We start from the raw sequence: 22101 nt of genomic DNA, 5'->3' as shown, positions 1-22101 counted from the left end.
CCGACCCACGCCCGTACTCACAAGGGACGAGACTACGGGGTCGGTCCCGTTTACTCGTCTTTGGGGCGCCGGCTCCCGGACCGCGAGGACCGCCTCATTCGGCGGGGGCGTGCTCCGCCGCCCCCGCCGGCACGTCGATCTCACGCCAGAACCCCGCCCGGATGGCGTACCGGTCGTGCTCGTCGATCTGGTCGTCCTTGTGCGCCAGCAGCCCGAACCGGGCCGCGTACCGCAGCAGCTCACCGTCGATCCGATGCGGGATCCGCGGATACATCCCGGACAGCTTCTGCACGTGGTGCTGGTCGCCCAGCCTGGCGGTCCACCGGCGCGCGAACACCTGTCCGACCTCGTAGGGGTCCCCGCCGACGGTCGTGATGTCCTCCTCCCGGTCGGCCCACCGCTGCTCGGCGGTCGTCAGCTGCGCCAGCGTCGGCATGGAGGCGATCTCGGCCGGCTCCGCGACGGCGCCCGGCCGGTCCACCCAGCCCTTGTCGGAGGACCACCGCAGGGTCGCCGTGGCCGGATTCTGTGCCGGCGGGGCACCCGGAGCCCGCAGCGCGGCGAGGTCCTTCGGGGTGGGCACGCCCTTGGGCGCCGGCACCCGCTCGGCCGTCCCGTTCTCCGCCGCGCCCGTCACCGGTGCCCGCTCGGCCTCCCCGGCCCCCGGTTCGGCGGCGGCCGCCAGCCCCGTGTCGGGCAGCGGCGCGGAGAGGATGGCGGCGATCTCGGGCCGCGGCACGGGCGGCGGCGCGCAGACCCCGGTCAGTTCCTTCGCCCGTACCGCCTGGGTGATCCACGCCCGGTCCAGGACCCGCCGCTCGTCCGCCTCGGCGACCAGGTCCTCGGACTGGTTGTAGTCCCCGTCCGCGGCCTGGACGGCCCACAGGTGGACGGCGACCCCGTGCTCCTTCGCCGCCATCATGCCCGGCAGCAGGTCGCCGTCGCCGGTCACCAGCACCACGTCCGAGCAGGCGCGGTTGCGCGCCAGTTCGGTCAGCTCGGCGTGCATGGCCGCGTCCACGCCCTTCTGCGCCCAGCGGCCGTCGCTGCGGGTCAGCGCGCCGAGCCGGACGGTGACCCGGGGCATCACGCGCAGCCGGCGGTGTTCCGGCTGCGGGACGCGGTCGGGGGCGCCGTCGAACCAGTAGATGCGCAGCAGTGGACGCTCGGTGTCGGATTCCGCGCGGTCGCGCAGCGCCTGGATGAGCGCGGTGTGGTCGACGGTGATCCGGGATCGGGAGGGCTCGCCGGCGAGGAGACTCGCGGCGGCACCCAGCAGATACCCGGCGTCCACCAGGACGATGCAGCGGTCCACGCGACTCACCCTCTTTCCGGGAGGTTTGCTTTTCGGGGCTTCCTTCGAGTCTGCCCGACGGCGCGGGGGTTAACGGCCCGAACTCGATCTTCGGCGTGGCGTTTCGGCACCGCGTACTCCGACAAAGCCTGTCACACACGGTAATTATCCGAAATGCGTCTGTTGTCAGCCTATGTGAATCTGAATTCGGCCCCTAGATCCCCCACAGGAGGCAGATCACCATGGCCAAGAACAAGAACCGCAAGCAGGGTGGCTCCCAGAACCGCGCGGCGCAGACCGAGCAGGGTCACGAGCACGCGCAGCGTACGCCGTCGGAGTCCCACGACTCGCCGGTGTCGCACATCCAGGGCAGCCCCGCGGATGTTGCTCGTAAGAAGCAGAAGAGCTTCGGCCACAACTGAGCGGACTCACCAGGTCCGCCAGGGCGGTTGAAGCCCGCGCACACAGAAGGGGCGCACCCGGTGCGGGTGCGCCCCTTCCGCGCGCACGGGGCCCGGCGGGCCGGGAACCGGGCCTATCCGGCCAGGCAGGACGGGCCGAGCAGGACCTTCAGGTCGCCGAACAGGGCCGGGTCCGGCTTCACCCGGTGCCGGTCCAGGCGCAGCACGGTCGTCTTCGTCGGCCCCTGGAGCTTGATCCGGACCTCGCTGTCGCCCTTGTGATGGCTGAGGATCTCGCCGAGCCGGCTGACCATCGGCGGGGTGATCCGGGTGGCGGGGATGGTGAGGACCACCGGCGCGTTGGCGCCCGCCGCGGACAGGTCCGGGATCGCCATCTCCATCGCGACCAGGCGCGGCACGTCCTCGCGCTTGTCGAGGCGGCCCTTGACGAACACCACCGCGTCCTCGACGAGTTGGGTCGAGATGAGCTGGTAGGTCGCCGGGAAGAACATGCACTCGATGGAGCCGGCGAGGTCCTCGACGGTGGCGATCGCCCAGGCGTTGCCCTGCTTGGTCATCTTGCGCTGGAGGCCGGAGATGATGCCGCCGATGGTCACGACCGCGCCGTCGGCGTGCTCACCGCCGGTCAGCTGTGCGATACCGGCGTCGGCCTTGTCGGAGAGCACGTGCTCCAGGCCGAAGAGCGGGTGGTCGGAGACGTACAGGCCGAGCATCTCCCGCTCCTGGGCGAGCAGATAGGTCTTGTCCCACTCGTCGGTGGTGAACTCCACGTCGAGGCCGAACCCGGGCTCGCTGCTCTCCTCCTCGCCCATCCCGCCGAAGAGGTCGAACTGGCCCTCGGCCTCCTTGCGCTTGACCTGCACCACGTTGTCGATCATCGGCTCGTACTGGGCGGTCAGGCCCTTGCGGGTGTGCCCGAGGGCGTCGAAGGCGCCCGCCTTGATGAGGGACTCCGTGGTCCGCTTGTTGCAGGCGGTGGCGTCGACCTTGTCCAGGTAGTCGGGGAACGAGGCGAACTTCCCCTTCGCCTTGCGGGCCTTGATGATCGACTCGACGACGCCGGTGCCGACGTTGCGCACGGCCTCCAGGCCGAAGAGGATCACGTCGTCGCCCTGGGCGGCGAAGTTGTGCACCGACTCGTTGACGTTCGGCGGGAGCACCTTGATGCCCATGCGGCGGCACTCGTTGAGGTAGACGGCCGACTTGTCCTTGTCGTCCTTGACCGAGGTGAGCAGTCCGGCCATGTACTCGGCGGGGTGGTTCGCCTTGAGGTAGGCGGTCCAGTAGGAGACCAGGCCGTAGGCGGCCGAGTGCGCCTTGTTGAAGGCGTATCCGGCGAAGGGGACCAGCACGTCCCACAGGGACTGGATGGCCTCGTCGCTGAAGCCCTTGTCGCGGGCGCCCTTCTGGAACAGGACGAAGTTCTTCGCCAGCTCGTCGGGCTTCTTCTTGCCCATCACGCGGCGCAGGATGTCGGCCTCGCCGAGCGAGTAGCCGGCGATGATCTGCGCGGCCTTCTGCACCTGCTCCTGGTAGACGATCAGGCCGTAGGTGACGGCCAGGACCTCTTCCAGGGGCTCCTCCAGCTCCTTGTGGATCGGGGTGATCTCCTGGAGCTTGTTCTTGCGCAGCGCGTAGTTGGTGTGCGAGTCCATGCCCATCGGGCCGGGACGGTAGAGCGCGGAGACGGCGGAGATGTCCTCGAAGTTGTCGGGCTTCATCAGGCGCAGCAGCGAGCGCATGGGGCCGCCGTCGAACTGGAAGACGCCGAGGGTGTCGCCGCGCTGGAGGAGTTCGAAGGTCTTCGGGTCGTCGAGCGGCAGGGCCAGCAGGTCGAGGTCGATGCCCTTGTTGGACTTCACCATCTTGACGGCGTCGTCCATGATCGTCAGGTTGCGCAGGCCGAGGAAGTCCATCTTCAGCAGGCCGAGCGACTCGCACTGCGGGTAGTCCCACTGCGTGATGGTCACGCCGTCGGTGTGCCGCACCCAGATCGGGGCGTGGTCCACGATGGGCTCGCTGGACATGATCACGCCGGCCGCGTGCACGCCCATCTGCCGGACCAGGCCCTCGACGCCCTTGGCGGTGTCGATGACCTTCTTGACGTCCGGCTCGTTCTCGTACATCCCGCGGATCTCGCCCGCCTCGTTGTACCGCGGGTGCGAGGGGTTGGTGATGCCGTCCAGGTCGATGCCCTTGCCGAGGACGTCGGCGGGCATCGCCTTGGTGAGGCGGTCGCCCATCGCGTACGGGTAGCCCAGCACGCGCGCGGAGTCCTTGATGGCGTTCTTGGCCTTGATCTTGCCGTAGGTGCCGATCATGGCGACCTTGTCGGCGCCGTACTTCTCGGTCACGTACCTGATCACCTCGACGCGCCTGCGCTCGTCGAAGTCGATGTCGACATCGGGCATGGAGACGCGCTCGGGGTTCAGGAACCGCTCGAAGATCAGGCCGTGCGGGATCGGGTCGAGGTCGGTGATGCCCAGGGCGTACGCGACGATCGAGCCGGCCGCGGAGCCTCGGCCGGGGCCGACCGCGATGCCGTTGTTCTTGGCCCACATGATGAAGTCGGCGACCACCAGGAAGTAGCCCGGGAAGCCCATCTGGATGATGACGTCCAGCTCGTACTCGACCTGCTTCTGGCGGTCGTCCGGGACGCCGCCGGGGAAGCGGCGCTCCATGCCGCGGCGGACCTCCTCCTTGAACCAGGTCACCTCGGTGTAGCCGTCGGGGATGTCGAACTTCGGCATGAGGTTCTTGGCCTCGAACATGCCGGTGGTGTCGACCATCTCGGCGACCAGGAGGGTGTTGGCGCAGCCCTGCTGCCAGGCTTCCGAGGAGTCCACGGCGTACATCTCGTCCGTGGACTTGAGGTAGTAGCCGGTGCCGTCGAACTTGAAGCGGTCCGGGTCGGAGAGGTTCTTGCCGGTCTGGATGCACAGCAGCGCGTCGTGGGCGGTCGCCTCGTGCGCGTACGTGTAGTGCGAGTCGTTGGTGACCAGCGGGGGGATGCCGAGCTTCTTGCCGATCTCCAGGAGCCCGTCGCGGACCCGGTGCTCGATCTCGATGCCGTGGTCCATCAGCTCCAGGAAGTAGCGGTCCTTGCCGAAGATGTCCTGGTAGTCGGCGGCCGCCTTCAGCGCCTCGTCGTACTGGCCGAGGCGCAGCCTGGTCTGGAGCTCGCCGGAGGGGCAGCCGGTGGAGGCCACGATCCCCTCGGACCACTGGGCGATGGTCTCCTTGTCCATCCGGGGCCACTTCTGCAGCCAGCCCTCGGCGTAGGCGTCGGAGGAGAGCCGGAAGAGGTTGTGCAGGCCGGTCCTGTTCACCGCCCACATCGTCTTGTGGGTGTAACCGCCGGAGCCGGAGACGTCGTCCCGCTTCTGGTGCGGCTGGCCCCACTGGATCTTGCGCTTGTTGCGCCGGGACTCGGGGGCGACGTACGCCTCGATCCCGATGATCGGCGTGACACCGGCCTTCTTCGCCGTGTGGAAGAAGTCGTACGCCCCGTGCAGGTTGCCGTGGTCGGACATGGCGATGTGTGTCATGCCCATCTCGTTGCAGGCGTTGAACATGTCCTTCAGCCGCGCGGCACCGTCCAGCAGCGAGTACTGGGTGTGGACGTGCAGGTGCGTGAACGGCGGCTTTGACACGGTTTCGGCCTCCAGAGGAAACAGGCGTCGACGATCTTCCGACCGACTGCGGACCGACTGCGGACAGTCTGGTGGGACGGCGAAATCCTATGCCTCGGCACTGACAATCCGCCCACCGCCCCGCGTACCTTCAGGCGAAGAAGGCGGGCACTCCCCCGGGCCCTCGCGCGTTGGTCCGAAGGAGAGATCCGCCCCACATGTCACGCATCACCCGTACCAGGAGGCACCCAGCGATGTCGGTCCACCGGCTCAACGACGAGCAGCGCGGCGAGGAGATCCTCGCCGTCTTCGACACCGCCTTCGGCGAGCTCCTGGCCGCCGACCCGGCCGCGTTCCGCGTGAAGTTCCGGAAGATGGCGGCCTCGGCCTTCGCCTTCTACCGGGGCACGGCGGCGCTCTTCTACCACGACGTGGACGCCGACAAGCGCGGCGGCCCGTTCCTGGACGAGCGCACCTCGCGGGTGTGGATCCACGGCGACCTGCACGCGGAGAACTTCGGCACGTACATGGACTCCAACGGCCGCCTGGTGTTCAACGTCAACGACTTCGACGAGGCCTACGTCGGCCCCTTCACCTGGGACCTGAAGCGCTTCGCCGCCTCCATCGCGCTGATCGGGTACGCGAAGGCGCTCAGCGACGAGCAGATCACCGAGCTGGTGGAGGTGTACGCGGGCGCGTACCGGGAGCGGATCCACGCGCTGGCGACCGGCGCCAAGAGCGACGAGGTGCCGCCGTTCACCCTGGACAGCGCGGAGGGCCCGCTGCTCGGCGCGCTGCGCGCCGCCCGCTCGCTGACCCGCTTCGAGCTGCTGGAGTCGATGACCGAGATCCGCGACTGGGAGCGCCGCTTCGCCTCCGGCGGCGGCGCCATCGAGCTGGACGCCGCCACCCGCTACAAGGTGCTCGCGGCCTTCGACGGCTACCTGGAGACGCTTCCGGAGGCGTCCCTGTCCCGCCCGGACTCCTACCGCGTGAAGGACGTCGTCGGCCGGCGCGGCATCGGCATCGGCTCGGCGGGGCTGCCGTCGTACAACATCCTCCTGGAGGGCTCCACGGACGCCCTGGAGAACGACGTCGTGATCTACATCAAGCAGGCCCAGACCCCGGCCGTCTCCCGGCACGTCACGGAGCCGGCGATCCGGGACTACTTCCAGCACGAGGGCCACCGCACGGTGATCTCCCAGCGCGCCCTGCAGGCGCACGCCGACCCGTGGCTGGGCTGGACCGAGCTGGACGGCTCCGGGCAGCTGGTCGCCGAGGTGTCGCCGTACGCGGTGGACCTGGACTGGAGCGACATCGACGACCCGGAGGAGATCGCGGCGGTCGTCGCGGACCTCGGCCGGGCCACCGCGTCGATGCACTCGGCGGCCGACGACACCTCCGGCGAGTCCCTGGTCCCGTTCTCCACGGAGCGCGCCATCGACGCGGTGATCGCGGCGGACGAGGAGGGCTTCGCGCCCCTGCTGGCCGACTTCGCGCACAGCTACGGGGCACGCGCGCGTGCCGACCACCAGATCTTCGTCGACCTGTTCCGCAACGGCCGGATTCCAGGCCTGTAACCTTCGCGGATTCACAGGGCCCTTTTAGGGGTCCCCTACATGAGTACGTGACAGACTCTCCACCGCTATGGACATATCCGGGACCCAGCTCAGAGCCGTGCGCGCGGCGCTGTTCACGGCTTTCGTCGTGACGCTCAGCACCGCGTCGCACGTGCTGCTGTCCCGGGCCCCGCTGCCGTTCACCACGGTGGCCGCGGTCGCCGCCGGCGTGTTCGCCACGGCGTACGCGCTGGCGGGCCGCGAGCGCGGCTTCGGCCGGATCGCGGCCCTGCTGGTCCCGCTGGAGCTGGCCGCCGACACCGTCTTCACCACCGGCCAGCACGCCTGCTACGGCCGGGCGGGCGGCCCGATCGCGGGCCCGCTGCGCGCGGTCGGTTTCGACGTGCTGTGCCACGGCGGTGCCGTCGGCACCCCGCTGGCCCGGATGACCGGCGGCTCCCGGGCCACCGCGGCGCTCGCGCAGACCGATCCGGCGGCGGCCTGGCTGCTGCTCGCCGCGCACGTCGGCGTCGGCCTGCTGGCCGCCGCCTGGCTGCGCCGCGGCGAACGCGCGCTGACCCAGCTGGTGCGCGCGGTCGCCGCCACCACCTTCCGCCCGCTGCTCCTCGCGGTCGCCGCGGGCACGGTCCGGCTGGTCCCGGTACGACGACTGCCGCGTCCGGCGCCGCGTACGGCCGCCGCCCGCGACCTGCTCCTCGTGCACTCCCTGGGACGGCGTGGACCGCCGTGCTCCCGGGCGCTCGCGCCGGCCTTCGCCTGAGCGCCGCGCCGCCTGAGCGCCCCTCCCCGGCGAGCACACCCCTCGTTCGAGCACGACGAGTCCCCCACACGTATCCCGCGTACGACACGTGCGCGTCCCATATGGAGATCACCAACATGAGCAAGCGGAACAGCGCGGCTGCCAAGAACGCGGCCCGGGAGCGACTGCGCATCGAGCGCGAGAAGCAGGCCAAGCGCGCCAAGGTCAAGCGCCAGGTCATCGTGGCCTGTTCGGTCGTGGCCGTACTGGCAGCGGCGGGCGGCATAGGCTACGCGGTCGTCCAGGCCAACAAGCCGGGCTACTGGGAGGCCCAGAAGGACGCCAAGGTCGTCGCCCCGGCCAACACCACGGGCACCAAGGGCACCACGGTCGTCATCGGCAAGTCCACCGCCCCGAAGACCCTCAAGGTCTACGAGGACCCGCGCTGCCCGGTCTGCGCGCAGTTCGAGCAGACCGTCGGTTCGACCGTGCAGAAGGACATCGACGACGGCAAGTTCAAGATCGAGTACATCGGTGGCACGTTCATCGACAACAAGGACAACGGCGAGGGCTCCAAGAACGCCCTGAGCGCCCTGGGCGCCGCGCTGAACGTCAGCCCCGAGGCGTTCCTGCAGTACAAGACCGCGCTGTACTCGACCAAGTTCCACCCGGACGAGACCACCGACACGTTCAAGGACGACTCGTACCTGATCAAGGTCGCGGACACGGTCCCCGCGCTGAAGGGCAACGCGAAGTTCGACGACGCCGTCAAGAAGGGCACCTACGACGCCTGGGCGATGGCCATGTCGAACCTCTTCAACACCAACAAGGACGGCGTGACGGGCACCCCGAGCTTCGTCATGAACGGCAAGATGCTGACGGCCGACTCCAGCGGCAACCCGCCGATGACGGTCGAGTCCTTCAACTCCGTGGTGGACGCGGCCCTCAAAGCCTAGTCCGGGCGCCGTGCACAGGCACGGCATGGGCTCCGGGTGAAGAGCAGGCGAACTTTCCCTGGTTCGCCTGCTCTTGTTCATACTGGTCAGTAACCTCATCGGACGTGACCAGTCGATACAGATCAACTCAGGCCTCCGAGGGTGTCAACTCCCCCTCCCCCCGCCGCCGTACGGTCGTCAAGGCCGCGGCGGCGACGGCCGTCGCCGCCGCCGTCGCGGCTCCGCTCGCCACCGCGCTCCCGGCCCGGGCCGCCTCGGACGCACCCGCCTTCCTGCACGGCATCGCCTCCGGCGACCCCCTTCCCGACGGCATCCTGCTGTGGACCCGGGTGACGCCGAGCGCCGACGCCACCCCCGGCTCCGGAATCGGCGCCGACACCGACGTCAGCTGGGTCGTCGCCACCGACAGGGCGCTGACCAACGTGGTCTCGCGCGGCTCCACCACCGCGACCGCCGCCTCCGACCACACCGTCAAGGCCGACATCCGCGGCCTCGCCCCCGCCACCGACTACTGGTTCCGGTTCTCGGCCGGCGGCACCGACTCCGCCGTGGCACGCACCCGCACCGCGCCGGCGGCCGACGCCGCCGTCTCCGGCCTGCGCTTCGGCGTCGTCTCCTGCGCCAACTGGGAGGCCGGCTACTTCGCCTCCTACCGGCACCTGGCCGCCCGGAGCGACCTGGACGCGTGGCTGCACCTCGGCGACTACATCTACGAGTACGGCACCGGCGAGTACGGCACCCGGGACACGGTGGTCCGCCCGCACGCGCCCACCCACGAGATCATCACGCTCGCCGACTACCGCATACGGCACGGCAGGTACAAGACCGACACCGACCTTCAGGCGCTGCACGCCAAGGCGCCGGTCATCGCGATCTGGGACGACCACGAGTTCGCCAACGACTCCTGGTCCGGCGGCGCCGAGAACCACACCGAGGGCACCGAGGGCGCCTGGACGGCACGTCAGGCCGCCGCCAAGCAGGCCTACTTCGAGTGGATGCCGGTCCGTCCCGCCATCGCCAGCACCACCTACCGCCGGCTGCGCTTCGGCAAGCTCGCCGACCTCTCGCTGCTCGACCTGCGCTCCTTCCGCTCCCAGCAGGTCTCCACCGGCAGCGGTTCGGTCGACGACCCGAACCGCACCATCACCGGCCGCGCCCAGCTGGACTGGCTGAAGGCCGGCCTGAAGGCCTCCGACACGACCTGGCGGCTGGTCGGCAACTCGGTGATGATCTCGCCGTTCGCCATCGGCTCGCTCTCCGCCGACCTGCTCAAGCCGCTGGCCAAGCTGCTCGGCCTGCCGCAGGACGGCCTCGGCCTCAACACCGACCAGTGGGACGGCTACACCGACGACCGCCGCGAGCTGCTGGCGCACCTGCGCTCCAACGCGATCGGCAACACGGTGTTCCTGACCGGCGACATCCACATGGCGTGGGCCAACGACGTGCCGGTGGACGCCGGCACCTACCCGCTCTCCGCCTCCGCGGCCACCGAGTTCGTGGTCACCTCGGTGACCTCCGACAACCTGGACGACATCCTCAAGGTGTCCCCGGGTGTGGTCTCCACCGTGGCCGCGCCGCTCATCCAGCTGGCCAACCGCCATGTGCACTGGGTCGACACCGACCGGCACGGCTACGGCATCCTGGACATCACCGCGGCCCGGGCGCAGATGGACTACTACGTCCTCTCCGACAAGACGAAGGCCGACGCCACCTCGTCCTGGGAGCGTTCGTACCGCACCCGCAGCGGCACCCAGAAGGTCGAGCGCACCTACGACCCGGTGTAGCCGTCCGATAATCGATCACTTTTCCGATCATGCGTTGTTAGCATGACAGGACTGACGGGCCGTCATCCGGACGGCCCGTCCGTCGTGTTGAGGATTGGAGACACCATCATGGCCACCCCCCAAACGGCCCTCCGGAAGTCCGCCGTACTCGCGGCGACCGTCGCCCTCGCCGGACTCGCCGGTTTCACCCAGGCCCAGGAGGCCTCGGCCGCACCGGCCTTCGTCAACCTGACCACGCTGGAGAGCGCCCCCATATACACCCAGCCGACGTCCTCGTCGACGAGGACGCGGGTGGAGCCGAGGGGCACGACCCTGCGGATCGCGTGCTCGACCACCAACACCCCCTCGGGGGAGCGGTGGTTCCGGATCTACGACTCCCAGCCGCCGGCCTGGGTGTGGTCCGGTCACTTCATGTCGCTGGTGCACCCGCCGAAGGCGTGCTGACGGCGGCCTAGAGGGTCCCGAGGAAGCCGAGCGCCACCCTCCAGGTGGCCTCGGCGGCCTCCTCGTCCCAGTCCGGCAGCCCGGGGTCGGTGTAGAGGTGACCGGCGCCCGGGTAGCGGTAGATCTCCACGTCGGCACCGGCCCGGCCCATCTGCAGGTACCAGGCGCTCAGCCAGTCGTCCGTCTCGAACGCGTCCGGCTCGGCCACGTGCAGTTGCACCGGGAGCCCGTCCACCGCGACGTTCGGCGCGATGTCCGAGGTGCCGTGCAGGAGCAGCAGCCCGCGGGCGCGCTCGTCGCCCAGCGCCAGCGTCTGCGCGACCGAGGCGCCCAGCGAGAACCCCGCGTACACCAGCCCGCGCTCCGAGTACGGCGCCGCCGCAAGCACGGCCCGCTTGAGCAGTTCGTCCTTGCCGATCGACTCGTTGAACTCCATGCCCTCCTCGACGGTGTCGAACGTGCGCCCTTCGAAGAGGTCCGGCGTCCACACCTCGTGCCCCGCGGCACGCAGCCGGTCCGCGGCCTCGCGCACCGCGGGCCTGAGGCCATAGGTCGAGTGAAAGAGCATGATGTTCATGAACCCATGGTGCCAGCCCGCCCGGACGGCCGTGTGACGCCCTCTACACCGTCCGGCATGTTCAGGACCCCGGTGATCTGGTTACGTTCGAACCCATGGACATGGAGAACGTACTCCGCCCGCTGATCGTGGTCGGCGGCGCCGTCGTCCTCACCCTGCTGATCGGCTGGGCGACCGACCTGCTGCTGCGCAAGGCGGACGGACGCCACGCCGAGACGCCCCTGTGGGGTCTGCTGCGCCGCGCCCGCATCCCCTATCAGATGGTGATCTGCGCGGCCCTGCTCAGAGGCTCCTACGACAAGGCCGAGCTGCTCCTCGGCCACCGGGTCGCCGTCGGCCGGCTGCTCACCCTGGTGCTGATCGGGGCCGCCGCCTGGCTGGTGGTGCGGATAGCGGCGGCGATCGTCGACACCTCGTACACCCGCTACGCCCGCGGCCACACCGACGCGGCCCGGGTCCGCCGGGTGCGTACCCAGGTGTCGCTGATCATGCGGGTGGTGACGGCGATCGTCGGCGTGATGGCCGTGGCCGCGATGCTGCTGACCTTCCCGGCGATGCGCGCGGCCGGCGCCTCGCTGCTGGCCTCCGCCGGAGTCCTCGGCATCGTCGCCGGTGTGGCCGCCCAGTCCACGCTGGCGAACATGTTCGCGGGCCTGCAGATCGCCTTCGGCGACATGGTGCGCCTCGGCGACACGGTCGTCGTCGACGGCGAGTGGGGCACGGTCGAGGAGATCACCCTGACCTTCCTGACGGTACGGACCTGGGACGAGCGCCGGATCACGATGCCGGTGTCGTACTTCACCTCCAAACCCTTCGAGAACTGGTCCCGGGGCACCCCGCAGATGACCGGGGTCGTCTTCCTGCACCTGGACCACTCGGCGCCGATCGAGCCGATGCGCGAGAAGCTCCGGGACATCCTGCGGGAGTGCCCCGCCTGGGACGGGCGGGACTACAGCCTCGTCGTCACGGACGCCACGCCGAACACCATCCAGGTGCGGGCGCTGGTGACCGCCAAGGACTCCGACGACGTCTGGAAGGTCCGGGTCACCGTACGCGAGCAGATGATCACCTGGCTGGTGGCCGAGCACCCCTACGCCCTGCCCCGGGTCAACACGGCCGACGCGATCCTGCCGCCGGGCGGGATCATCCCCTCCCAGGACGGGGTGGCGGCGGCCGCCCGGCGGCTGCACGAGCCGCCCCGCACCGGCCGGGGCGCCTGACCGCGCCCCTTCCCGGCGGACCGCCGCCGGTCAGTGGCCGCGTTCGGCGCCGCCGTTGACCTGGACGATCTGCGAGGTGACGTGTCCGGCGGCCGGGGAGGCCAGCCAGTGCAGGGTGGCGGCGACGTCACCCGGTGTGCCGGCCCGCCCGGTCGCCGTCTCGGCGACGAGCCGTGCCCGCCGCGACTCCTCGACGGGGCCGCCGAAGAACCCGGTGTCCTCGACGTACCCGGGCGCCACCACGTTCACCGTGACCCCGCGCGGTCCGAGCTGCCGGGCCAGGTCGTGGGCATACGGGTGCAGGGCCGCCTTGGCGGCGGCGTAGGACCCGGTCCCCGAGCCCCGGTAGGCGGCGATGGAGCTGACGAACAGCACCCGCCCGCCCGGGTCGGCGAGCCGGTCCTTCAGCGCCTCGGTGAGCAGGACGGCGGTCAGCGTGTTCTGCCGGAAGTTGCCCGTCCAGGTGCGGGCGGCGGCGTCGAGCGGATCCCCGGCCTCCGCGTCGGGTGCGAACGCCGCGTTGCCGCCGGCGCTGTGGATCAGCACGTCCACGGTGCCGATCTCCTCGGCGACGTACCGCGCCACGCCCCGCACGTCGGCGGGCTCGGTCAGATCGGCGGCCCGCCACACGGCTCCCGGCACCCCCGCCCGCTCCAGCGCCTCGCCGCGCCGCCCGAGAAGCAGCACCTGGTCCCCGTCGGCGGCGAACACCCGCGCCGCGGCGAGCCCGATACCCGTCCCGCCACCACTGATCACAATGTTCCGAGCCATGATCCGAGACTACGAGCGCACCGCCGCCCCCGCCTTCGGATATCCACAACGCCCGTAGGCCTGTACGACCGCATCGGGAGCCGGCGGTCAGCGCAGGCTGCGGACGTCCAGGTGCCGCAGCACCCGGTCCACGATCTCCGGATCGGCCCCCGGCTCGCTCCGCGCCGCCAGCACCTCGTGGCGCGCCGCGCTGAGCATCTCCTGCTGGATCCGCCGCAGCCGCTTCAGCCGCTTCACCCGCTTGTCGTGGCCCTCGCGCCGCTCGTCCTCCGCCACCTCCGGGCTGATCCGGAACCCGATCTCGAAGGCCCGCCGGAGCATCTGCTCCGTCAGCTCCTCGGGCAGCTCCTCGACCTGCTCGATCTCCTTCAGCCGCCGCCGTGCCGCCTTCGCCGCCCGTACCGCCAGGTCCTTCTCGAACGCCTTCTCCAGCTCGGTGTCGGCCCGCACACCCAGGCGTTTCACCAGCCACGGCAGGGTCAGCCCCTGGAGCACCAGGGTCGCCATGATCACCCCGAACGCGATGAAGACGATCTCGTCCCGGTCCGGGAAGGGGGATCCGTCGTCGGTCCGCAGCGGGACGGCCAGGGCCAGCGCCACCGAGGCCACCCCGCGCATCCCGGACCACCACATCACCACGGTCTCCCGCCAGCTGGTCGGGATCTCCTCGTCGATGTCCCGGCGGGCGTGCAGCCGCTTGGTCAGCCAGGTCGCCGGCAGCAGCCACACCAGCCGGACCACGACCACCACGCCCACGATCGCGGCCGCCCAGCCGAGCAGCTCGCCCCAGCGGCCGGACGCGGTACGGATCGCGTTGTGCAGCTCCAGGCCGATCAGCCCGAACGCGACGCCGGTGACGAGGGTGTCCACGATGTCCCAGAAGGTGTATCCGGCGAGCCGGGTCATCACGTCGTCGGCGTCGGTGGCGTACTCGGAGATGAACAGCGCGGTGGTGAGCACGGCGAGCACCCCGGAGCCGTGCAGTTCCTCGGCGAGGACGTAGGAGGCGTACGGGACCAGCAGGGTCAGGCCGATCTGGAGGGTCGCGTCGCCGAGCACGTCCATCAGCTTGTTCGCGCCCCAGCCGAGCACCAGCCCCACCGCGACCGCGACCACGGCGGACAGCAGGAAGTCCAGTCCGGCCCGCCAGGGCGAGAACGTGCCGCTGACCACGGCGGCGATCGCCACGTGGTAGAGGACGATGGCCGTGACGTCGTTGAAGAGCCCCTCGCCCTCCAGGATCGACACCAGCCGGCGGGGCAGCCCGAGCTGACCGGCGACGGCGGTCGCCGCGACCGGGTCGGGCGGGGCGACCAGCGCCCCCAGCGCCACGGCGGCGGCGATCGGCAGTCCGGGCACGATCGCGTTGGCGACGACCGCCACGCACAGCGTGGTGACGAACACCAGCGCCACCGCCAGCAGGAAGATCGGCCGGATGTTGGCCGCGAACTGCCGCCAGGAGGTGCGCCGTACGGCGGCGTAGAGCAGCGGTGGCAGCAGGGCGGGCAGGATCAGCTCGGGCGGGATGTTCACGTCCGGCACGAAGTCGGTGATCGCCAGGACGATCCCGAACAGGGTCACCAGGACCGGTGCCGGCAGCCCCAGCCGGTCGCCCAGCGGGACGCTCACCAGGGCCCCGAGGAGCAGCACGAACAACAGGGCCAACTGATCCACGGCCAGCGCTCCGGGGGTCGACGATCACACGGCGGGCCTCAAGCCTGCCATGCGCCCTCCCGGCGCGCGCCGCGCTACAGGGCGCGCCGCATGCCCTGGTGCGGGATGCCCGCCTCCTCGTACTCCGGGCCGTAGGGCTCGTAGCCCAGCCGCTCGTAGAAGCCCAGGGCGTGCGTCTGGGCGTGCAGGTCGACCGCGCTCAGACCGCGCTCGCGTGCCGCGTCCTCGATGGCCCGGACCAGGGCCACGCCGATGCCGAGGCCGCGGGCCTCCTGGGAGACCGCGAGCCGGCCGAGCGAGCCGAGGGTCAGGTCGCCGTCGGTCTTCTTCGCGGCCCGCTCGCCGTACAGCAGCCGGCCCGTGCCCAGCGGCACGCCGTCCGCGCGGATCGCGAGGACGTGAAGGGCGACGGGGTCGTACTCGTCGTACTCGATGTCCGCGGGGACGCCCTGCTCGACGACGAAGACCTGCTTGCGCACGGTGAAGCACGCCTCCAGGTCGGCGGGGTCCTCGGCGACCCGCACCTCGTACGCGCGCGTGCTCATCCGTACGTCTCCTCACGGACCTGGTCCAGTGCCCTGGTCAGGTCCTCCGGGTAGTCGCTCTCGAACTCCACCCAGTCGCCGGTGCCGGGGTGCTCGAAACCGAGCCGGACCGCGTGCAGCCACTGCCGGGTCAGGTGCAGCCGCTTGGCGAGCGTCGGGTCGGCGCCGTAGGTGAGGTCGCCGACGCAGGGGTGGCGGTGGGCGGCCATGTGGACGCGGATCTGGTGGGTGCGGCCGGTCTCCAGCTTCACGTCCAGCAGGGAGGCCGCGCGGAACGCCTCGATGAGGTCGTAGTGGGTCACGGAGGCCTTGCCGTCGGCCGTGACCGCCCACTTGTAGTCGTGCTGGGGGTGGCGGCCGATGGGGGCGTCGATGGTGCCGCTGGTCGGGTCCGGGTGGCCCTGCACCAGGGTGTGGTACCGCTTGTCGACCGTGCGCTCCTTGAACTGGCGCTTGAGCGAGGTGTAGGCGCGCTCCGACTTGGCCACCACCATCAGGCCGGAGGTGCCGACGTCGAGGCGGTGCACGATGCCCTGGCGCTCGGCGGCGCCGGAGGTGGAGATCCGGTACCCGGCGGCGGCCAGACCGCCGATGACGGTCGTGCCGGTCCAGCCGGGGCTGGGGTGCGCGGCCACGCCGACCGGCTTGACGACGACGACCACGTCGTCGTCGTCGTACACGATCTCCATGCCCTCGACGGGCTCGGCGACGATCTGCACGGGCGCGGGCGCCCCCGGCATCTCGACCTCCAGCCAGGACCCGCCGCTCACCCGCTCGGACTTGCCGACCACCGCGCCGTCGACCTGGACCTTGCCCGCCGCGGCCAGCTCGGCCGCCTTGGTGCGGGAGAAGCCGAACATGCGGGAGATGGCGGCGTCGACACGCTCGCCCTCCAGGCCGTCGGGCACGGGCAGGGTGCGGATCTCGGGAATCGTGCTCACCCGTCGAGTATGCCGGACCGTACCGACAGCCCCGTACGCGAGCCCGGCATCGCCCCCGCACCGGCCCCGCCCCGCGCTCAGTCCTTGTGGACGGTGCCGTCCGGGTCCAGGCCGCGGAAGGAGAGCAGGACGATCAGGATGCCGCCGCACACGATCGCCGAGTCGGCCAGGTTGAACACCGCGAAGCCCTTGGGCGCGATGAAGTCGACGACCTGGCCCTCGAAGACCCCCGGCCAGCGGAAGATCCGGTCGGTGAGGTTGCCGAGCGCGCCGCCCAGCAGCAGGCCGAGGGCGACCGCCCAGGGGAAGCTGTAGAGCTTGCGGGCCAGCCGGAAGATCACGACGATCACGGCCGCCGCGATCACCGTGAAGATGATCGTGAACGCGCCGCCGAACCCGAAGGCCGCGCCCGGGTTGCGGATCGCGTGGAACTCCAGCCAGTCGCCGATGACCTCGATCGGCGCGTGGTGCTCCAGCTTCGCGACCACGATCATCTTGCTGACCAGGTCGAGGGCGTACGCGAAGGCCGCCACCGCGAAGAGCACGGCGATCCGGCGGCCGCGCCCGGGCCGCTTCTCCCCCGCGGCCGCCCGCTGCTCCTCCGCGCCGGACACGCCGGGTGCCGCCGTCTGCTCACCGCCGTCGTCCGGAGTGTCCGGCGTACCGATGATGCGCTCCGCCTCTGCCACGTGAGTCCCTCAAAGCTAGGTGCCTGCCTCGGGACGAGAGTACGGCACGCCCCACGCGACCCCGATGCTCAGTAGCGGCGTTCCTGCTTCTGCTTGCACTCGACGCACAGAGTCGCCCTCGGGAAGGCCTGCATCCGGGCCTTGCCGATGGGGTTGCCGCAGTTCTCGCACAGCCCGTAGGTGCCCGCGTCGAGCTTCTCCAGGGCCCGCTCGGTCTGTTCCAGCATCTCCCGCGCGTTGGCGGCCAGCGACAGCTCGTGCTCGCGCGTGATGTTCTTGGTACCGGTGTCGGCCTCGTCGTCGCCGGCGCCGTCCCCGGAGTCCCGCATCAGACCGGCCAGGGCGCTGTCGGAGGCGTCCAGCTCGGCGCGCAGCCGCAGGGCCTCGGTCATCAGCTCGGCGCGCGCCTCGTCGACCTCCTCCGGCGTCCACGGGTCCTCGCCGGGACGCACCGCGAGTTCGCCCGGAACCACCGCGGCGACCCGCGCCTTGGGAACGGCGGTCTCCGCCGCGGCGGCCGTGCCAGGGGTCTTCTTCGCAACCACCGTCGTGGCTCCCGTCTGCTTCGCGGCCCGCGCCGCGCCCGCTTTCTTGGCCGTGCTCTTCTTGGCCGTGCTCTTGGCCGTGCCCTTCGCCGCCGCGGTGCTGGTCGCCGCGGCCGCGGACGCGCCCTTCTCCGACTTCCCCGCGGCGCCCTCCTCAGCCGCCGCCACCTTCTTCCCCGCCGTCCCCGTCCCGGCGGCTCTCTTCGCGGCGACTCGCTTGCCGTCGGCTCTCTTGCCGTCCGCCTTGCCGTCCGCCTTGCCGTCCGCCTTCTTTCCGTCCGCCTTCTTCACCGGCGTCCGTCCCGCGCCCGTGCCCCGCGTTCCGGCGTCCTCCCGGGTGTCGTCGTCGGAGGCTGCCGCGCCCCTGGTCCGGCCGGACGCCGACTGCTGTACGGCGGTCTTCTTCGCCATGGCCGCGGCCCCTTCACATATTGTGATCTCGCACGCAAATCGTGCTGGGACGATAAATCGACCTGAGTCCCGCGGCAACGGGGCACGCCGCCCGATCCGCCTGCCCCGCACCCCCCACGCAGCCGGTATGCATGCGTTGTGCCCAGCTCCCCGCGCGGTAATCCGCCGAGCCGGACATCCCAGGATGCGAACACGCGTACCGCGCCATTCGGGTCATCTCGGCAGGTGCGGGACCCCATGTCGCCGGAGCCCGGAAAACGGGTCGGCCGCTGTCCGTGCGGCGCCGTACACTGGGCGGAGCGAGAAGCGTGGATGGGGACGAGTAGCGGCGTACGCGGCCGAGAGCGACCCGGGGACGGTGGGAGCCCGGGGGCGAGCGCGACGTGAAGATCACCCCGGAGCCGCCGGAGGAACGCCCCGCAGGGGCCAGTAGAACCGGCTTCGCGACCCCAATGAGGGGGCTCACCGGCGCGCACGGCGTCCGGGGGGCCAAGGAGGGTGGTACCGCGGGAGCGCGCCGCACACGGCGTCCGCAAGACAAGGCTCTCGTCCCTCCGACGGAAGGCAGCAAGTCCGTTGGAGGAAGCTCGCAGATGACAGCGCCGACGTACCGCCAGGTGCCCGCACAGGTCGACCTGCCCGCCCTCGAGCACGCCGTGCTCGACTTCTGGCGCGAGCAGAAGATCTTCGCCAAGACCCTGGAGCAGTCCGAGGGCCGCCCGGAGTGGGTGTTCTACGAAGGCCCGCCCACCGCCAACGGCATGCCCGGCGCGCACCACATCGAGGCGCGCGTCTTCAAGGACGTCTTCCCGCGCTTCCGCACCATGCGCGGCTACCACGTGGCCCGCAAGGCCGGCTGGGACTGCCACGGCCTGCCCGTGGAGCTGGCCGTCGAGAAGGAGCTGGGCTTCAGCGGCAAGCCCGACATCGAGGCGTACGGCGTCGCCGAGTTCAACGCGAAGTGCCGGGAGTCCGTGCTCCGGCACACCGACGCGTTCTCCGAGCTGACGACCCGCATGGGCTACTGGGTCGACCTCGACGACGCGTACGTGACCATGGACCCCGAGTACATCGAGTCGGTCTGGTGGTCGCTCAAGGAGATCTTCGACAAGGGCCTGCTGGTCCAGGACCACCGCGTCGCCCCCTGGTGCCCGCGCTGCGGCACCGGCCTGTCCGACCACGAGCTGGCGCAGGGCTACGAGACGGTCGTCGACCCCTCCGTGTACGTCCGTTTCCCGCTCACCTCCGGTCCGCTCGCCGGCCAGGCCTCGCTCCTGGTGTGGACGACCACCCCGTGGACCCTGGTGTCCAACACGGCGGTCGCCGCGCACCCCGACGTCACCTATGTCGTCGCGACGGACGGCACCGAGCGGCTCGTCGTCGCCGAGCCGCTCGTCGGCAAGGCGCTCGGCGAGGGCTGGGAGACCACGGGCCAGACCTTCACCGGCGCCGAGATGGAGCGCTGGACCTATCAACGTCCGTTCGAGCTCGTGGAGTTCCCGGAACCGGCGCATTACGTCGTGAACGCGGAGTACGTCACGACCGAGGACGGTACGGGTCTGGTCCACCAGTCCCCCGCCTTCGGTGAGGAGGACCTCAAGGTCTGCCGCGCCTACGGCCTGCCGGTGGTGAACCCGGTCCGCCCGGACGGCACCTTCGAGGAGGACGTCCCGCTGGTCGGCGGCGTCTTCTTCAAGAAGGCCGACGAACGCCTCACCGAGGACCTGCAGCAGCGTGGCCTCCTCTTCAAGCACCTGCCGTACGAACACAGCTACCCGCACTGCTGGCGCTGCCACACCGCGCTGCTCTACTACGCGCAGCCGTCCTGGTACATCCGCACCACGCAGATCAAGGACCGGCTCCTCGAGGAGAACGAGAAGACCAACTGGTTCCCGGACACGGTCAAGCACGGCCGCTACGGGGACTGGCTGAACAACAACATCGACTGGGCGCTGTCCCGCAACCGCTACTGGGGCACCCCGCTGCCGATCTGGCGCTGCGCCGAGGACCACCTGACCGTGGTGGGCTCCCGCGCGGAGCTGACCGAACTGACCGGCACCGACCAGTCGGCGCTGGACCCGCACCGCCCGTTCATCGACGAGGTCACCTTCGCCTGCCCGCGGTGCGCGCAGACGGCCACCCGCGTGCCGGAGGTCATCGACGCCTGGTACGACTCGGGCTCGATGCCGTTCGCGCAGTGGGGCTACCCGTACAAGAACAAGGAGCTGTTCGAGAGCCGCTACCCGGCCCAGTTCATCTCCGAGGCGATCGACCAGACGCGCGGGTGGTTCTACACCCTCATGGCCATCGGCACGCTGGTCTTCGACAAGTCGTCGTACGAGAACGTGGTGTGCCTCGGCCACATCCTCGCCGAGGACGGCCGCAAGATGTCCAAGCACCTGGGCAACATCCTGCAGCCGATCCCGCTCATGGACCAGCACGGCGCGGACGCGGTGCGCTGGTTCATGGCGGCCGGCGGCTCCCCGTGGGCGGCCCGCCGGGTCGGCCACGGCACCATCCAGGAGGTCGTGCGCAAGACCCTGCTCACGTACTGGAACACGGTCGCCTTCCAGGCGCTCTACGCCCGTACGTCGAACTGGGCGCCGAGCGCCGCGGACCCGGCTCCGGCCGACCGCCCGCTGCTCGACCGCTGGCTGCTCTCCGAGCTGCACGCGCTCACCGACCAGGTGACCCAGGCGCTGGAGGCGTACGACACCCAGCGCGCCGGGAAGCTGCTGTCCGCGTTCGTCGACGACCTGTCCAACTGGTACGTCCGCCGCTCGCGCCGCCGCTTCTGGCAGGGCGACAAGGCCGCGCTGCGCACGCTGCACGAGGTGGTGGAGACCGTCACCCGGCTGATGGCGCCGCTGACCCCGTTCATCACCGAGCGGGTCTGGCAGGACCTGGTGGTGCCGGTCACCCCGGGCGCCCCGGAGTCGGTGCACCTGACCTCCTGGCCGGAGGCGGACCTGTCCGCGATCGACCCGGAGCTGTCCCGGCAGATGCTTCTGGTACGACGGCTCGTGGAGCTCGGCCGGGCCACGCGCGCGGAGTCGGGCGTCAAGACCCGGCAGCCGCTGTCCCGGGCGCTGGTCGCGGCGGTGGGCTTCGACGCGCTCGACCCGGAGCTGCACACGCAGATCACCGACGAGCTGAACGTCTCCTCGCTGGCGTCGCTGTCCGAGGTGGGCGGCTCGCTGGTCGACACCACGGCCAAGGCCAACTTCCGGGCGCTGGGCAAGCGGTTCGGCAAGCGGGTGCAGGACGTGGCGAAGGCGGTCGCCGCGGCGGACGCGGCCGCGCTGTCGCTGGCGCTGCGCGAGGGTACGGCGTCGGTGGAGGTCGACGGCGAGACCGTGACGCTGGCGCCCGACGAGGTGATCATCACGGAGACGCCCCGTGAGGGCTGGTCCGTGGCCTCCGACTCCGGTGCGACCGTCGCGCTCGACCTGGAGATCACCGAGGAGCTGCGCCGGGCGGGGCTCGCCCGGGACGCGATCCGGCTGATCCAGGAGGCGCGCAAGAACAGCGGGCTGGACGTGGCCGACCGGATCGCGCTGCGGTGGGTCTCGACGGACCCGGCGGTGATCGCGTCGCTGGCGGAGCACGCGGAGCTGATCGCCGACGAGGTGCTGGCGACGGACTTCGCGCAGGGCGAGGGTGCGGAGGGCTACGGGGCTCCCTTCACCGACGAGGGGCTGTCGCTGACGTTCCGCCTGCGCAAGGCGTAGCCGCCGGCTCTTCCCGGGAGGGCCCGGTTCCCACGGTGGGGACCGGGCCCTCCCGCACGTGCGGGCCGAAGCCGCCTCCGCGTGGTTCCCGGCGCCCTGTCCCGGCACCAGCCCCCTCACAGCCTCGGGCCGGACCCCCCACCGTG

The 22101-nt window shown here is 70.8% G+C and carries 17 protein-coding genes; 8 read left to right on the top strand and 9 right to left on the bottom strand.

Going from position 1 to position 22101, the window contains the following annotated elements; genetic code table 11:
* Positions 1-94 precede the first annotated feature (94 nt).
* Positions 95-1315: an NYN domain-containing protein gene (locus tag ACFY3I_RS13555; RefSeq protein WP_365283128.1), complete on the bottom strand. Its 1221-nt coding sequence runs from the start codon at positions 1313-1315 to the stop codon at positions 95-97.
* Positions 1316-1536: 221 nt separating this feature from the next.
* Here ACFY3I_RS13555 and ACFY3I_RS13550 point away from each other — a divergent pair, with 221 nt between their 5' ends.
* Entirely contained in the window at positions 1537-1716 is a 180-nt protein-coding gene (locus ACFY3I_RS13550; protein ID WP_351325130.1) for a hypothetical protein, read from the top strand.
* A 113-nt stretch (positions 1717-1829) separates the two neighbouring features.
* Here ACFY3I_RS13550 and dnaE read toward each other — a convergent pair whose 3' ends face one another.
* Positions 1830-5369: a DNA polymerase III subunit alpha gene (dnaE, locus tag ACFY3I_RS13545; RefSeq protein WP_390860672.1), complete on the bottom strand. Its 3540-nt coding sequence runs from the start codon at positions 5367-5369 to the stop codon at positions 1830-1832.
* 233 nt (positions 5370-5602) lie between these two features.
* On the opposite strand from dnaE, the gene ACFY3I_RS13540 reads away from it, so the two are divergent.
* The 5 genes from ACFY3I_RS13540 to ACFY3I_RS13520 all read left to right on the top strand — a co-directional run bounded on the left by ACFY3I_RS13540 (position 5603) and on the right by ACFY3I_RS13520 (position 10851).
* Entirely contained in the window at positions 5603-6928 is a 1326-nt protein-coding gene (locus ACFY3I_RS13540; protein WP_390860671.1) for a DUF2252 domain-containing protein, read from the top strand.
* Between the two features lie 67 nt (positions 6929-6995).
* On the top strand, positions 6996-7688 hold the full coding sequence (locus ACFY3I_RS13535; RefSeq protein ID WP_390860670.1) for a hypothetical protein: 693 nt from the start codon (positions 6996-6998) through the stop codon (positions 7686-7688).
* Positions 7689-7804: 116 nt separating this feature from the next.
* Positions 7805-8623, top strand: coding sequence for a thioredoxin domain-containing protein (locus ACFY3I_RS13530; protein ID WP_390860669.1), 819 nt, complete (start codon positions 7805-7807; stop codon positions 8621-8623).
* Positions 8624-8727: 104 nt separating this feature from the next.
* Positions 8728-10407, top strand: coding sequence for an alkaline phosphatase D family protein (locus tag ACFY3I_RS13525; protein ID WP_390860668.1), 1680 nt, complete (start codon positions 8728-8730; stop codon positions 10405-10407).
* Between the two features lie 108 nt (positions 10408-10515).
* Complete coding sequence (locus ACFY3I_RS13520; RefSeq protein WP_365283116.1) at positions 10516-10851, top strand: hypothetical protein; 336 nt, start codon at positions 10516-10518, stop codon at positions 10849-10851.
* Between the two features lie 7 nt (positions 10852-10858).
* On the opposite strand, the gene ACFY3I_RS13515 is transcribed toward ACFY3I_RS13520, so the two are convergent.
* Positions 10859-11428 (bottom strand): dienelactone hydrolase family protein, encoded by a 570-nt coding sequence (locus tag ACFY3I_RS13515; RefSeq protein WP_365283114.1) that lies wholly within the window; start codon positions 11426-11428, stop codon positions 10859-10861.
* 101 nt (positions 11429-11529) lie between these two features.
* Between ACFY3I_RS13515 and ACFY3I_RS13510 the strand changes: the two genes are divergently transcribed.
* Positions 11530-12648, top strand: coding sequence for a mechanosensitive ion channel family protein (locus ACFY3I_RS13510; protein WP_390860895.1), 1119 nt, complete (start codon positions 11530-11532; stop codon positions 12646-12648).
* Between the two features lie 30 nt (positions 12649-12678).
* Here the strand turns inward: ACFY3I_RS13510 and ACFY3I_RS13505 are convergent, their stop codons facing one another.
* The 6 genes from ACFY3I_RS13505 to ACFY3I_RS13480 all read right to left on the bottom strand — a co-directional run bounded on the left by ACFY3I_RS13505 (position 12679) and on the right by ACFY3I_RS13480 (position 18224).
* Positions 12679-13419, bottom strand: a complete 741-nt coding sequence (locus tag ACFY3I_RS13505; RefSeq protein ID WP_390860667.1) for an SDR family NAD(P)-dependent oxidoreductase — start codon at positions 13417-13419, stop codon at positions 12679-12681.
* 87 nt (positions 13420-13506) lie between these two features.
* A complete protein-coding gene (locus ACFY3I_RS13500; RefSeq protein WP_390860666.1) occupies positions 13507-15093 on the bottom strand; it encodes a Na+/H+ antiporter in 1587 nt (528 codons plus the stop codon).
* Positions 15094-15167: 74 nt separating this feature from the next.
* Positions 15168-15638, bottom strand: a complete 471-nt coding sequence (locus ACFY3I_RS13495) for a GNAT family N-acetyltransferase (RefSeq protein ID WP_390860665.1) — start codon at positions 15636-15638, stop codon at positions 15168-15170.
* A complete protein-coding gene (locus ACFY3I_RS13490) occupies positions 15635-16579 on the bottom strand; it encodes an RluA family pseudouridine synthase (protein WP_365283106.1) in 945 nt (314 codons plus the stop codon). Before ACFY3I_RS13490 ends, ACFY3I_RS13495 begins: the two co-directional genes overlap by 4 nt.
* Positions 16580-16656: 77 nt before the next feature.
* Entirely contained in the window at positions 16657-17268 is a 612-nt protein-coding gene (gene lspA / locus ACFY3I_RS13485) for a signal peptidase II (RefSeq protein WP_365283104.1), read from the bottom strand.
* A gap of 68 nt (positions 17269-17336) precedes the next feature.
* On the bottom strand, positions 17337-18224 hold the full coding sequence (locus tag ACFY3I_RS13480) for a TraR/DksA family transcriptional regulator (protein WP_390860664.1): 888 nt from the start codon (positions 18222-18224) through the stop codon (positions 17337-17339).
* 593 nt (positions 18225-18817) lie between these two features.
* Here ACFY3I_RS13480 and ileS point away from each other — a divergent pair.
* On the top strand, positions 18818-21955 hold the full coding sequence (ileS, locus tag ACFY3I_RS13475) for an isoleucine--tRNA ligase (protein WP_390860663.1): 3138 nt from the start codon (positions 18818-18820) through the stop codon (positions 21953-21955).
* The last annotated feature ends 146 nt before the right edge of the window (positions 21956-22101 follow it).

Origin of the sequence: Streptomyces sp. NPDC001068 (genome assembly GCF_042897315.1) — a bacterium.
GTDB lineage: Bacteria > Actinomycetota > Actinomycetes > Streptomycetales > Streptomycetaceae > Streptomyces.
This window is presented reverse-complemented; position numbering and strand designations above follow the sequence as displayed.

What these genes read in the sequence shown, in the direction of transcription:
- ACFY3I_RS13530 (WP_390860669.1), top strand. Translation starts at nt 7,805, where the DNA reads ATGAGCAAGCGGAACAGCGCGGCTGCCAAGAACGCGGCCCGGGAGCGA.
- ileS (WP_390860663.1), top strand. Translation starts at nt 18,818, where the DNA reads ATGACAGCGCCGACGTACCGCCAGGTGCCCGCACAGGTCGACCTGCCC.
- ACFY3I_RS13480 (WP_390860664.1), bottom strand. Translation starts at nt 18,224, where the DNA reads ATGGCGAAGAAGACCGCCGTACAGCAGTCGGCGTCCGGCCGGACCAGG.
- ACFY3I_RS13535 (WP_390860670.1), top strand. Translation starts at nt 6,996, where the DNA reads ATGGACATATCCGGGACCCAGCTCAGAGCCGTGCGCGCGGCGCTGTTC.
- ACFY3I_RS13505 (WP_390860667.1), bottom strand. Translation starts at nt 13,419, where the DNA reads ATGGCTCGGAACATTGTGATCAGTGGTGGCGGGACGGGTATCGGGCTC.
- ACFY3I_RS13495 (WP_390860665.1), bottom strand. Translation starts at nt 15,638, where the DNA reads ATGAGCACGCGCGCGTACGAGGTGCGGGTCGCCGAGGACCCCGCCGAC.
- ACFY3I_RS13550 (WP_351325130.1), top strand. Translation starts at nt 1,537, where the DNA reads ATGGCCAAGAACAAGAACCGCAAGCAGGGTGGCTCCCAGAACCGCGCG.
- ACFY3I_RS13540 (WP_390860671.1), top strand. Translation starts at nt 5,603, where the DNA reads ATGTCGGTCCACCGGCTCAACGACGAGCAGCGCGGCGAGGAGATCCTC.
- ACFY3I_RS13520 (WP_365283116.1), top strand. Translation starts at nt 10,516, where the DNA reads ATGGCCACCCCCCAAACGGCCCTCCGGAAGTCCGCCGTACTCGCGGCG.
- ACFY3I_RS13515 (WP_365283114.1), bottom strand. Translation starts at nt 11,428, where the DNA reads ATGAACATCATGCTCTTTCACTCGACCTATGGCCTCAGGCCCGCGGTG.
- ACFY3I_RS13510 (WP_390860895.1), top strand. Translation starts at nt 11,530, where the DNA reads ATGGAGAACGTACTCCGCCCGCTGATCGTGGTCGGCGGCGCCGTCGTC.